The sequence below is a fragment of the Caenispirillum bisanense genome, assembly GCF_900230255.1.
GTDB lineage: Bacteria > Pseudomonadota > Alphaproteobacteria > Rhodospirillales > Rhodospirillaceae > Caenispirillum > Caenispirillum bisanense_A.
Map to the genome: position 1 here is coordinate 20,895 of NZ_OCNJ01000022.1, position 13,177 is coordinate 34,071.

At 71.6% G+C, this 13,177-nt stretch carries 9 protein-coding genes and 1 pseudogene; 8 read left to right on the forward strand and 2 right to left on the reverse strand.

The genetic code is table 11. The annotated features are described in order from the left end of the window. Positions 1-31 precede the first annotated feature (31 nt). Complete coding sequence (locus CRP50_RS25730; RefSeq protein ID WP_097281774.1) at positions 32-778, reverse strand: J domain-containing protein; 747 nt, start codon at positions 776-778, stop codon at positions 32-34. A 283-nt stretch (positions 779-1,061) separates the two neighbouring features. Between CRP50_RS25730 and cysS the strand changes: the two genes are divergently transcribed. The 7 genes from cysS (at position 1,062) to CRP50_RS24230 (ending at position 11,207) form a co-directional block, all read left to right on the forward strand. Then, positions 1,062-2,600, forward strand: coding sequence for a cysteine--tRNA ligase (gene cysS / locus CRP50_RS24200; protein ID WP_097281775.1), 1,539 nt, complete (start codon positions 1,062-1,064; stop codon positions 2,598-2,600). 134 nt (positions 2,601-2,734) lie between these two features. Beyond that, a complete protein-coding gene (locus tag CRP50_RS24205; RefSeq protein WP_176525336.1) occupies positions 2,735-3,307 on the forward strand; it encodes a histidine phosphatase family protein in 573 nt (190 codons plus the stop codon). Positions 3,308-3,511: 204 nt separating this feature from the next. After that, on the forward strand, positions 3,512-5,140 hold the full coding sequence (locus CRP50_RS24210) for a glucan biosynthesis protein (RefSeq protein ID WP_097281776.1): 1,629 nt from the start codon (positions 3,512-3,514) through the stop codon (positions 5,138-5,140). After that, positions 5,125-5,586, forward strand: a complete 462-nt coding sequence (locus CRP50_RS24215) for a hypothetical protein (protein WP_097281777.1) — start codon at positions 5,125-5,127, stop codon at positions 5,584-5,586. The genes CRP50_RS24210 and CRP50_RS24215 overlap by 16 nt, the downstream gene beginning before the upstream one ends. 16 nt (positions 5,587-5,602) lie before the next feature. After that, positions 5,603-7,669: a glucans biosynthesis glucosyltransferase MdoH gene (gene mdoH, locus CRP50_RS24220; RefSeq protein ID WP_097281778.1), complete on the forward strand. Its 2,067-nt coding sequence runs from the start codon at positions 5,603-5,605 to the stop codon at positions 7,667-7,669. Beyond that, on the forward strand, positions 7,666-8,667 hold the full coding sequence (locus CRP50_RS24225) for a DUF481 domain-containing protein (protein WP_097281779.1): 1,002 nt from the start codon (positions 7,666-7,668) through the stop codon (positions 8,665-8,667). The genes mdoH and CRP50_RS24225 overlap by 4 nt, the downstream gene beginning before the upstream one ends. Positions 8,668-8,777: 110 nt before the next feature. Further along, positions 8,778-11,207, forward strand: coding sequence for a transketolase (locus CRP50_RS24230; protein WP_097281780.1), 2,430 nt, complete (start codon positions 8,778-8,780; stop codon positions 11,205-11,207). A gap of 600 nt (positions 11,208-11,807) precedes the next feature. Here the strand turns inward: CRP50_RS24230 and CRP50_RS24240 are convergent. Continuing rightward, entirely contained in the window at positions 11,808-13,052 is a 1,245-nt protein-coding gene (locus CRP50_RS24240) for a relaxase/mobilization nuclease domain-containing protein (protein WP_217992121.1), read from the reverse strand. On the opposite strand from CRP50_RS24240, the pseudogene CRP50_RS26255 reads away from it, so the two are divergent. After that, positions 13,009-13,177 (forward strand): annotated as a pseudogene (locus tag CRP50_RS26255) (IS21 family transposase); the annotation flags it as partial. The gene CRP50_RS24240 and the pseudogene CRP50_RS26255 sit on opposite strands and share 44 nt — an antisense overlap.

Genomic DNA, 13,177 nt, shown 5'->3' on the forward strand with positions numbered 1-13,177 from the left:
CGGCGATCCTCCATCGCGCCGGCCGGCGCGGTCAGCGCAGCATCTCCATGGCGGCGTTGATCTGCGCCATGCGCTCGTGGCTGCCGTAGCGGCCGTCCGGGTGGTGGATGGTCGCCAGCATGCGGAAGCGCGCCCGCAGGGTGTGCCGGTCCGGCCGCGCCGATGGGGCGAAGCCGAGCACGAAGAGCGCTTCCTCGCGCGTCTGCACGCCGTCGGGCAGCGGCTCGAACGCCAGCACCGAAACGACCGCCCGCAGCCGCGCCAGTTCCTCCAGGATCGCCGGGTCGGGCGCCGCCGCCTTGGGGGGCGGCGGCGGCGGCGGAGGAGGAGGAGGCGGGGGCGGTGGTGGCGGAGGGGGTGGCGGCGGTTCCGGCTTCGGCTGGGCGGCGGCCGTGCGCTGCGGCTTGGCGCGGGGGTCGACCAGATCGACGCGGCGCTCCCCCGCCTCCAGCTTCAGGGCGATGTCGAGCGCCCGGCGGATGAAGGGGATGGACAGGCCGGGCACGGTGCGCACCTGCAGGCGCGGCTTGCGCTTCCACGGCCGGCCCTGCGACGGGCCGCTCTTCAGCACCACGGTCTCGCGGTCGTCCTCGGCCGGGCCGCCCGGATCGGGGTGACTCTCGATGTCGAGCGGCGGCACCACCAGCATGACCGAACGCGCGATGTCGCCGCTGTTCACGCCGCGGCGGCGGGCCAGCGCCTCCACCGCATCGCGGAAGGCGGCGGCGCAGGGAACCGTGTACGAGGCCTTGACGTGGCCGCTGCCAGCGCCGCTCACGGGCCCGAGTCCGCGTTGAGGTTTCGTGACATTTCAATGCCTTGCCGCAATGGATCGGCCGGGACTCCGGCGTTCCCGGAAGTGTCGTATTGCGCTGCGGCGGCGTCAACTGCATTTGCAGGCACGGCCGCAAATCCGCATCGGAAGCGAAACGAACCGGCGCCCCGGAGCCCCCGTCCCCGCCGGCCTTGGTGCCGCGGCCGTCCGGTGGTACACCTCGCAAGCGCCGCCGCGGCTCCCCAAGTCCCGGCGATCCCGCCAACCCTCTGTAGAAGTGCGAAGGATGACGACGCAGCACCCGCTCCGCCTGTTCAACAGCCTGGGCCGCGAGGTTCAGGAGTTCCAGCCCATCGACCCGCGGAACGTGCGCGTCTACTCCTGTGGCCCGACGGTCTACAACTATGCCCACATCGGCAACCTGCGCGCCTACGTCTTCGCCGACACGCTGCGCCGGGTGCTGACCTTCAAGGGCTACAACGTCACCCACGTCATCAACATCACCGACGTGGGCCACCTGACGTCCGACGCCGACACCGGCGACGACAAGATGGAACTGGCGGCCAGCCGCGAGAAGAAGTCCATCTGGGACATCGCCGCCCACTACACCGACGTCTTCAAGGACGACGTGCGCCGCCTCAACATCCTGGCGCCCAGCCATTGGACGCCGGCGACGCAGCACATCCAGGAGATGATCGCCTTCGCCCGCGAGCTGGACGCCGCCGGCTACCTGTATGAGCTGGAGGACGGCGCCTACTTCGACACCTCCAAGGTGCCGAACTACGGCCAGCTCGGCCTGCTCGACCTCGCCGGCATGGACGAAGAGCACCGCCGCATCGACGGCCCCGGCGGCAAGCGCCACCCGGCCGACTTCGCCGTCTGGCGCAAGAGCCCGGCCGGCGTGCAGCGGCAGATGGAATGGCACAGCCCGTGGGGCGTCGGCGCGCCGGGCTGGCACCTCGAATGCTCGGTCATGTCCATGAAGTACCTGGGCGAGCAGTTCGACATCCACACCGGCGGCATCGACCACCGCCAGGTCCACCACTGCAACGAAATCGCCCAGAACCAGGGCTACTGCGGCTCCGGCAAGACCGGCGCCAACTGGTGGATGCACAACGAATTCCTCATCATGCGCGACGGCAAGATGTCGAAGTCGTCGGGCAAGTTCCTCACCCTGCAGAGCATCGTCGACCAGGGCATCCACCCGCTGGTCTACCGGCTGTTCCTGCTCGGCGCCTCCTACCGCTCGTCGCTGGAGTTCACCTGGGACGCCCTGGTCGGCACCCGCGCCGCGCTGCGCCGCCTGCTGCTGCGCATCGCCGACCTGAAGTCCAAGATGGCCGATGCCGAGGTGGCGCGGCTGGCCGGCGAGATGCGCTACAGCTCCGGCGGCTCGCTCGCCTACATCCGCGAGCAGCTGACCGCCGGCCTGTCGCCCAAGGCCGCCGAGTGGGCCGACCGCCTCGACGCCGCGGTGTCCAACGACCTGGCGACGCCGGCCGCGGTGGCCCTGTTGAACGAGATCCTGTTCGACAAGAAGCTGGCGCCCGAGGAAGGGCTGAAGCTCGCCGCCCTGGCCGACCTCGTGCTCGGTGTCGAGCTGCTGACCCTGACGGCCGAGGACCTGGTGATCCGCCCGGCCGGCCAGACGCTCGACGAGGCGACCATCACCGCCCGCCTCGCCGAGCGCACCGAGGCCCGCAAGGCCAAGGACTTCGCCCGCTCCGACGCCATCCGCGACGAGTTGCAGGCGCAGGGCGTCGGCATCATGGACACGCCCCAGGGCACCACCTTCGAGTGGCTGCCGCTGATCGGCGGCGAGTGATCACCCGTCCTGCGGCGGGCTCCGCTCGCCGCAGGACGGACGGCGCCTGAGGGCCGAACACTCGACATCCCGGTGATCCCGGTTCGGTGGGGGCGCGTAAGGCAGACAGCGTCCCCACCGGCCGGAGGCCCGCCATGCCGATCCGCCTGCTGCTCGCCGTCCTGATCGTCCTGCTGCCGACCTCCGTCCGCGCCGCCGAGGCCGAGGCCCTGTGGCAGTCCTTGCGCGACGGCGGCCGGGTGGTGATCCTGCGCCACGCGCTGGCCCCCGGCACCGGCGACCCGCCGAACTTCCGCCTCGACGATTGCTCCACCCAGCGAAACCTCGACGACCGCGGCCGCGCCCAGGCGCGGGCTTTGGGCGATGCCTTCCGTGATCACGCCGTCCCGGTCGCCCGCGTCCTCACCAGCCGCTGGTGCCGCGCCGCCGAGACGGCCGACCTGATGGCCCTGGCCCCGCCGGAGCCCGAGCCGCTGTTGAACAGCTTCTTCGGCGACCGCGCCAGCGGCCCGGCCCAGATCGCCGGCCTGCGCCGCCTGCTCGACGGCCTGCCGCGCGACGGCGACACGGTGGTGATGGTGACGCATCAGGTGGTCATCACCGGCCTGACCGACGTCTTCCCGGCCAGCGGCGAGGGCGTCGTGCTGCGCCTGCTGCCCGGCGGCGGCACCGCGGTGGAGGGTCGCCTGCCGCCGCCGCAGCCGTGACGATTCCGTCACGGCTTTTTCACACGCCCTCCGTGACACTAGAAATCCCGCCGGACGCAGAGGGTGACGGCACAGATTCCCGCGTTCCTGCGCGCAACGGCGGTATCGGATGCACGTTGTACCTGCGGCTGACTTCCCGGCGGCCCCGCCGCTGCTCGCGGAGGCCCGCCAGCCGCCCCGACAACAGCATCCGACGCCATATCGATGACCGCCTCCGACTCTTCCGCTCCGGCCCGCGCCGTCAGCCGGCGCTCCCTTCTCGCCGGACTGCTCGGCGCCACCGCGCTCACCCTGTCGGGCCGCGCCCTCGCGGCGCCGCCGCCGGTGACCCCGGGCGCCGCCGCCGACGCGGCTCCGGCCGCCGCCACCGCACCGACCGGCGCGCCGTTCTCCTATGACTGGCTGGTGAGCGAGGCGCGCCGGCTGGCGGGCGAAAGCTACCAGAGCGGCGACGGCGCCCTGCCCAAGGTGCTCGCCGACCTGTCCTACGACCAGTACCGCGACATCCGCTACCGCGGCGACCACGCCCTGTGGCGCGACGTATCGCCCTACGAGGTGCAGTTCTTCCACCTCGGCGCCTATTACGACCGGCCGGTGGCGGTGTTCGACGTGGAGGGCGGCGTCGCCCGGCCCGTCACTTACCGCCCCGCCGACTTCGACCTCGGCCGCAACCGCTTCGCCGAGCCGCTGCCCGACGACCTGGGCTTCGCCGGCGTGCGGGTGCACTACCCGCTCAACGATCCCGAGGTGCTGGACGAGCTGCTCGTGTTCCTGGGCGCCAGCTATTTCCGGGCGCTCGGCCGCGGCACCCGCTACGGCATATCGAGCCGCGCCGTCGCCGTCGACACCGGCCTGCCCAAGGGCGAGGAATTCCCCGCCTTCACCCGCCTCTACCTGGAACGGCCGGCGGAGCGCGGCTCGCCGCTCATGGTGCACGCCCTGCTCGACGGCCCGAGCCTGACCGGCGCCTACCGCTTCGCCGTGCAGCCGGGCGAGACCACGGCGGTGGACGTCACCGCCCGCCTGTTCTTCCGCACCGACGTCGAACGCCTCGGCCTCGCGCCGCTGACCAGCATGTTCGACCACGGCCCGAGCGACCCGGCCGACCACCCCGACTACCGCCCGCGCGTCCACGACAGCCAGGGCCTGCTGCTGCATTCCGGCACCGGCGAGTGGATCTGGCGCCCCTTGCGCAACCCGCGCGCCCTCGCCCTCTCCGCTTTCCAGGAAACGGCGCCCAAGGGCTTCGGGCTGCTGCAGCGGGTGCGCGAGTTCGACGCCTACGAGGACCTGGAGGCGCGCTACGACCTGCGGCCGTCGCTGTGGATCGAGCCCAAGGGCGACTGGGGCGAGGGGGCGGTGACGCTGCTCGAAATCCCGACGCCGGACGAGACCCACGACAACATCGTCGCCTTCTGGCAGCCCAAGGCCCCCGCCAAGGCCGGCGGCGAGGCGGTGCTGCGCTACGTCATGCACTGGGGCCTCGCCGGCCCGCAGCAGCCGCTGGCCCGCGCCGTCGAAACCCGCCTCGGCCGCGGCGGCCTGCCCGGCCAGCAGGAAGAGGCGGAAACCAAGCGCAAGGTGGTGGTCGACTTCGTCGGCGGGCCGCTGCCCGACCTGCCGCCGGACGCCGACGTGGTGCCGGTGCTCGAAGCCAACGGCATCGAGGCGGGCGAGATCGTCGCCCACCCGAACCCGGTCACCGGCGGCCTGCGGGTGTTCTTCGACCTGCCCGTGCCGACCGAGGACACCACCGCCGAGTTGCGGTGCCGCCTGACGCTCGACGGCAGGCCCATATCGGAAACGTGGAGCTTCCAATGGTCCAGCATCTGACGCTCGCGGCCGCTGCGCTGCCCGACGGCCCGGTCGCCTCCGCGCCGCCCGACGCGACGGCCCAGATCGAGGCCTTCTGGCGCCACCTCCGCCTGAAGACCGCCGTCTACCTGGCCCAGGCGCACGGCCTGCCGCGGCCGCAGGCCATGGAGGAGGCACGCGGCGTGATCGAGTCGGTGCGCCGCGACACCCACGTGCCCGACCGCGAGACCGCCCTCGGGCAGTGCCTCATCGCCGCCGCCGCCCGCGCCGCGGCGCTGAGCCGTACGCTGCCGCTGCGGCCGACCGTCCTGCCGGTGGCCGGCCTGCCCATGAACCCGCAGCCGCTCGCCCCCATCCTCATCGCACCGTCGCCGGTGGTGGGGGCGGCCCGTCTGTGGGCCATGGCCGCCGCCGCCATGGTGGTTCCGGCGCTGGCCGCCTTCGCGGCCCTCGTCCTCGTCTGATCACAGGAGGCCGCCCATGGGCCGCCGTACCGTCTTCGTCGTCGGGGTGCTCGGCACCGCCGCCGCCCTCGTCGCCTCCTACACCCGCATTCTCTTCGTCGACGGCCTGAGCCTGCTCGACATCGCGCTCATCGCCGTCTTCGTGCCGCTGGCGCTGTGGCTGGCGCAGTCGTTCTGGACGCTCGGCGCCGGCTTCCTCGTGCTGCTGCTGCGCGGCCCGGCCCCCGCCGAGCCGCCGGTGCCGGCCGTCACCGCCAAGGGGCCGACGGCCGTGGTGGTACCGGTCTACAACGAAGAGGTCGGACGCGTCTTCGCCGGCATCCAGGCCATGCGCCACGACCTCGCCCGCCACGGCCTCGGCGAGCACTTCCACGTCCACGTGCTGTCGGATTCCACCAAGCCCGGCCCCTGGCTGTCGGAGGTGAACGCCTGGCGCGACCTCGCCGACGGCGCCGACGAGGTGCGCGGCATGCCGCCCGTCTACTACCGCCGCCGCCTGCAGAACCGCGAGCGCAAGGCCGGCAACATCGCCGACTTCGTGCGCCGCCACGGCCAGCTCTACGAGTACATGGTGGTGCTCGACGCCGACAGCATCATGACCGCGAGCTCCCTCGCCCGGCTGGTGGCGCGCATGGAGGCCGACCCGCAGGCCGGCCTGGTGCAGGCACCGCCGCGGCTGGCTCGCGGCGAGACCTTCTTCGCCCGCGTGCTGCAGTTCGCCGGCGCCGTCTACGGCCCGCTGTCGGCCGCCGGCATCGCCTTCTGGGCGGCCGGCGAAGGCAACTACTGGGGCCACAACGCCATCATTCGCACCCGCGCCTTCTCCGACTGCTGCGGCCTGCCGCACCTGCCGGGGGCGGCGCCGCTCGGCGGCGAGATCCTCAGCCACGACTTCGTGGAAGCGGCCCTCCTGCGCCGCGGCGGCTGGAAGGTGCTCATCGCCGACGACATCGACGACACCCTGGAAGAGCCGCCGCCGACCGTCGGCGACTTCGCCACCCGCGACCGCCGCTGGTGCCAGGGCAACCTGCAGCACGCCCGCCTGATCCCGGCGCGCGGCCTGCACTGGGTGAGCCGCCTGCACTTCTCGGTCGGCGTCATGTCCTACGTCAGTTCAGCCCTGTGGCTGGTGTTCCTGGTGCTGTCGGCCCTGCAGGCCTGGCAGCTGGCGCGCACGCCGGTGAGCTACTTCGCCGACGGTCGGCCCTTCCCGCAGTGGCCGCTCGACGTCCAGGGGGCGGCACTGGCGCTGCTGGCGGTCGCCATGGGGCTGCTGCTGGTGCCCAAGCTGTTCGGCCTGCTGCTCACCTTGCGCGACGGCCGCCTGCGGCGGTCGCTCGGCGGCGGCGGGCGGGTGACACTCGGCGTGCTGATCGAGACGGTCTATACCGCCCTGCTCGCCCCCATCATGATGCTGCTGCACGCGCTGGCCGTGTTCTCCACCATGCTCGGCAAGGCCGTCGGCTGGTCGGCGCAGAACCGCACGGCGTCCGAAGGCGCCTTCGAGGCCCACCTGGAACGCTGGCTGCCCTTCACCGCCATCGGCACCGCCGCCACCGCCGGCGCCTGGGTGACCTCGCCGACCCTGGCGCTGTGGCTGTCGCCGGTGGAGGCCGGCCTGATCCTGGCCCCCCTGGTGGTGTGGCTGGGCGACAGCCGCCGCCTCGGCCTCGCCCTGCGCCGCGCCCGCCTGCTGCTGACCCGCGAGGAGACGCAGCCCTCGCCGGTCCTGCAGACCCTCGACCGCCTCATGCTGGAGGAGGATCAGTCGACCCGCCCCGGCCGCACCGAGTTGCTGGCCTGGACCGTGCTCGACGCCGACCGCCTGCGCGACCACCTGGACCTGCTGCCGCTGGCCGGCCAGGAGTCGCGGGCGAGCGCCGAGGACGCCGCCGCCGCCGCCCGCAAGCTGCGCTACCTCGGCCCCGCCTCGCTGAGCGACGCCGAGGCCCTGGCGGTGCTGGAACACGCCGAGGCGCTACAGGGGCTGCATGCCGCCTGCTGGACCCGCTCGCTGGCCGGCGACTGGCCCGACGCGCCGCCCCTGCCGCCGCGCCCCGACACGCACAAACTGGCCGGATGAGCGGGCACCGCGCTCCTGCCGCCGCCGCCCTCGCCCTGCTCGCCTGTCTCACCGCCGCCGCCCCCGCCGGCGCGGCGCCGGAGGCCGACGAGCGGGTGCGGGTGCGGCTGAGCAACGGCGACGTCCTGAGCGGCCGCCTCTTGCGCGACACGCCGGAGGAAGTGGTGATCGAATCGGGCGTGCTGGGCGAAGTCGCCATCCCGCGCCCCGAGGTCACCGGGCTGATGAGCGCCACCGCCGCCGGTCCTCTGCCGCCCCGCCTGCCGCCGGTGCCGCAGCGCAAGCCCGTGCTGCCCGATCCCGCGCCGCCGGCTGACGAGGCGGAGAAGCCGCTCACCGGCGAACTGGCCGTCGGCCTGCGGCTGTTCTCGGGGCGCAACGACCGCAGCGAGATCTACCTCGACGGCGAGGCGGCCATCGCCTGGCGCGACCACCGCCTGTCGCTCGACGCCGAGGTGGAGCGCGACCGCCTGGGCGAGGAGCAGATCGAGGACAGCTTCGACACCGAACTGCGCCTCGACCTCGGCGTCGACGAGCCGCCCACCATCTCCCCCACCGCCCGCTGGAAGCGCGACGAGAGCGACGGCATCGCCCTGCGCCAGGAATACTCGGTGCTGTTCGGCTCGCCGCTGGTGGACGAGGAGGACGGCCGCTACCTGCGGCTGGAGGCCGGGCCGGTCTACTACCACGAGCGCCCGGTCGGCGACCTGCCCGACGGCGAGGGCATCCAGTCGGGCGTCGGCGTCACCTGGGGACTGAAGGCCGCCTGGCCGCTGGCCGAGCGCCTGCGCTTCGTCCACGACCAGACCGGCCTGCTGCCCATCGGCCTGCAAGGCAGCGGCACGCCGTGGATCGAGACCTCCACCGGCCTGCGCTACAGCTTCCAGGAGGGGCTGTTCCTGCGCGCCCTCTACGACCTCGACTGGGACGGCGACACGCCGGCCGATGTCGACCCGCTGGAGCGGGTGCTGCGCATCACGGTGGGATACGCTTTTTAACGATAGGAATAGAATTTTCGCAACATGACTTGCGCGGAGGGGCAACCCTGCGCAACATGAGTGCTGCCGCCGGCCAAGAAACACACGATCGCCAGGGAGACTCGCCCACCATGAACCACGCGCCCGTCCGCAGCCGCCCGCCGCTCGACGACCGCCGCCTGCAGCTGCTCGGGCAGCTGGAGAAGAAGACGCTGTGGCTGTCCCACTGGATGATCCACAACGCCAACCACATCCGCCCCAAGCCCGAGCCCCTGAAGGTGGGCGGCCATCAGGCGAGCTGCGCCTCCATGGCGACGCTGATGACGGCGCTGTACTTCCACGAACTGCGGCCCGAGGACCGGGTGGCGGTGAAGCCGCACGCGAGCCCCCTGTTCCACGCCATCCAGTACCTGCTCGGCCACCAGGACCGCGACCGGCTGGAGCGCTTCCGTGCCTTCGGCGGCGCCCAGTCCTATCCGTCGCGCACCAAGGACGCCGACGACGTGGACTTCTCCACCGGCTCGGTCGGCCTCGGCGCGGCGCAGACCATCTTCGCGAGCCTCGTGCAGGACTACCTGGTGGAGCACGGCTGGATGCAGGGCCGCCCGCCCGGCCGCATGATCGCCCTGGTGGGCGACGCCGAGCTGGACGAGGGCAACGTCTACGAGGCGCTGCTGGAAGGCTGGAAGAACCACCTGCGGAACTGCTGGTGGATCATCGACTACAACCGCCAGAGCCTGGACGCCATCGTCCGCGACAACCTGTTCACCCGCTTCGACGAGCTGTTCCGCGCCTTCGGGTGGGAGGTCGTCACCATCAAGTACGGCCACGCCCTGCGCGCCGCCTTCGCCGAACCGGGCGGCGAGCGCCTGCGCGAGTGGATCGACGCCTGCCCCAACCAGCTCTATTCCGCCCTCACCTTCCAGGGTGGCGCAGCGTGGCGCAAGCGCCTGCTCGACGACATCGGCGACCAGGGCCCGGTGTCGGCCCTGCTGGAGGCGCGCTCCGACGACGAGCTGGCGCGGCTCATGACCAACCTGGGCGGCCACGACCTGCCGGCCCTGCTGGAAGCCTTCGCCACCGCCCCGACCGACCGACCGGTGGTGTTCATCGCTTATACCATCAAGGGCTACGGCACGCCGCTGGCCGGCCACAAGGACAACCACGGCGGCATCATGACCGTCGACCAGATGGCCGCCTTCAAGACCGACCACCGCATCGCCGACGGCCGCGAGTTCGAGCCCTTCGAGGGGCTGGCCGAGGACGTGGCGCGCGACCTGCCCGCGTTCCTGGAGAGCGTGCCCTTCGCCCGCACCTTCCCGCGCCGCTTCGCCGCCCCGCGCCTCGCCGTGCCCGACACCCTGCCGTTCCAGCCGGCCGAGACGTTGTCGACCCAGGAAGGCTTCGGCAAGCTGATGGCCGAGCTGGGCAAGGCGCGCGAGGACTTCGCCGGGCGCATCGTCACCACCTCACCCGACGTCGCCTCCTCCACAGGCCTGTCGGGGTGGATCAACCGCGTCGGCCTGTTCTCCCGCATGCCGCAGGAGGACACCTTCAAGGCCGAGAAGGTGCCGAGCCTGCAGAAGTGGGGCCTGACGCCGGAAGGCCGCCATGTGGAACTGGGCATCGCCGAGATGAACCTGTTCCTCATGCTGTCGGCCGCCGGCCTGTCGCACAGCCTGTTCGGCGAGCGCCTGCTGCCGGTCGGCACGCTGTACGACCCCTTCGTCATGCGCGGCCTCGATGCCCTCAACTACGCCTGCTACCAGGATGCCCGGTTCGTGCTGGCGGGCACGCCCTCGGGCGTCACGCTGGCGCCGGAGGGCGGCGCCCACCAGTCCATCGGCACGCCGCTCATCGGCATGGCGCAGGACGGGCTGGCGAGCTTCGAGCCGGCCTGGGTGGACGAGCTGGCGGCCATCCTCGCCTGGAGCTTCGACTACATGCAGCGCGACGGGTCCGACCCGGCGCCCGAACACGACTGGCTGCGCGACGAGACCGGCGGCAGCGTCTACCTGCGCCTGTCGACCCGCCAGTTGGAGCAGCCGACGCGCACCCTCGACAAGGCCTTGCGCGACCAGATCGTCGCCGGCGGCTACTGGCTGCGGCCGCCGAGCCCGTCGACCTCCGTCGTGCTCGCCTACCAGGGCGCCGTCGCGCCGAACGTGATGCAGGCTGCCCTGCGCCTGGCCGAGCGGCGGGCCGACGTCGGCGTGCTGGCGGTGACCTCCGCCGACCGCCTGGACGCCGGCTGGCGCGCCGCCCAGCGCACCCGCCGCCGCGACCGCGACGCCGAGGACCGCGCCCGCCCGTCGCATGTGGAGCGCCTGCTGGCCGCCGTGCCGCGCGACGCCCTGCTGGTGACCATCCTCGACGGCCACCCGGCCACCCTGTCGTGGCTCGGCGGCGTGCGCGGCCACCGGGTGCAGGCGCTGGGGGTGGAGCACTTCGGCCAGTCGGGCACCATCCCCGACCTCCACCGCGCCTACGGCCTGGACGCCGCCGCCATCGTCGAAGCGGTGGAAGAAGGCCTGCGCCGCCCAGGCTTTGCGGAGGTGTAGGCCGGGGCGTCGGGGGCCGATCGGGAGAACGACAGACCCGCCGTCTCGCGACGGCGGGTTTCGTCGCCTCGCCGAGGGGAGAGTACGCCACCGTCCCGGCGTTCTGCCGACGCCCGCAGCGCCGCGTGCAAACGGCGACGCCGCCCTGGCGTGAGCCTGGGCGGCGTCGAGGAACGGGTTGGTTGCGGGGGCACGAATCCACCGACGTCGAAGAAGAGTGCTTCGACTGCCAGACGTCCCAATCCCCACAGTCATGATGACCGTGGCTGTGCCCCAAAGGCGGGCGGTGCCTGCCGTGGCGTAAGGCTCTGACGCTCGGCCTGCCTGATCAACATGCCCCAGGACCGCCAGAGGGGGAGGTACTCCATGATGACGACCAACGACATACCGGTGCCCGGCGCAGGCGGGTCGCCCCTCTGGCGCCGTTTAGCCGCCTGTCGAATGCGCACCCGCAGAACCTCCTCACGCCAAGCATCCGCCTCCTCCACCGAACGGAGATAGGCGGCAAGATCCTGGTCCAGCCCGACCTTGCGGCGATGCTCAGGATGGCACCGTCCGTGCGAGAGCAGAAGGCGACGCACCGCCCTCGCAAGGGCCATCTCAGACTTTGACGGCGGGTCGGTCATCATGGGCCTCTTCAGGCGTCGGATCTTCTTCATCCAGACCCAGACGCTTCCGCAGGTGCTCGGGCATTGGCACCTGCTGCGTCTCGGGACACTGAGGCTCGCAATCAAGCGTAATGCTCTGCGGGTCGTAGCCTTGGCGGATCGCCTCCTGCTTGGCACGATGCTGGAAGGCGGCCGAGCCTGAAAAGTGGATGCCCTTCCACCCCCTTTGCCTTGCAGCTTCGACCAGCGCGCGGACTTGTTCATCCGACGGCTCCCCGTCCGTCTCCAGCGTGATGCCGTCGCCCTGGTCAAGCCAGCGCGCGCCCAGCCACAGAAAACGGAGACCGTCCAAGCCTCGCTGGACGTCGGTTGCGCCTTGCCGTCGCCAATACTCCTCGATCTCGTCCCAACTTACAGGCGCCCAGGTCTGGGCCTTGGCCTGAATGGTCTGTGTGTTCGCTCTCTTCCCCATCTTTTTCTCCCCTCGTTGCTGTGCTGCTTTCGCCTCTTCGACGGTCGGCAGATCATCAATCTGAAGGTCTGCGAGCCGCTTCCTCACCTCCGCCGCCCGCACCCCCAGCCTGCGTGCCAAGGCGTGAACGGTGCCGCCTTCATCCACGGCCACCACGCCGCGCCGGCCTTGTGCCAGCACCAACCAGCGCGCCGCCGTTTCATCTCTGAACCCACGCCCATCGCTGGACGCCGCCCATGCTTGACAGAGCCGGTTGGCGACCGACATCGTCGGCACGCCCGTTCTCAAGCTGGCCTGCCAATCCCGGTGGTTTGCCTTCGCTACCGGTCGACGTGTCCCCCTTGGGCGGGTGTGGACGCCCTGCACTGGCGTCAGCCCCCATCGCCGTTCCAGCGTGCGGCTCACTTCTTCATGCCGCCGATAGTTACGGCTGTCAGAGGCGCACTTGAGCGTTTCGGGATGCACCCTGCCCCAAACCACATGCAGATGCTGTCGGCCGTTCTTGGTGTGGAGCACCAGCACCCGCTGGTGCCCCTCCAGGCTGCACAGCGACATTGAACTTGACGAGCCAGCGACATTGTTGGTGACGACAGGGTCCGACCGGAGGGCGGGCGTAGCCCGGCCGTAGGTCGGACCCTGTCCGGCGCGGGTTTTGCCCTCGCCAGTGGCCGCGACGGCTGCCAAGGACATCCGGTCTTCAACCGCCAAGAAGATGACCGTGATGCCCGGCAGACCGATCACCGACCACCAAGCGAGGTTGTACATGACCCTGAGAAAATCGCATCGCCGGATTACGGCATCGGCCATGGCCGGCTTCAGCCCCAGCACGGGCGCGCGGCTGGAGACGGACCCGCGCCTGCCGTCGCAGAAGAAGGCCGACCGGCGCCATG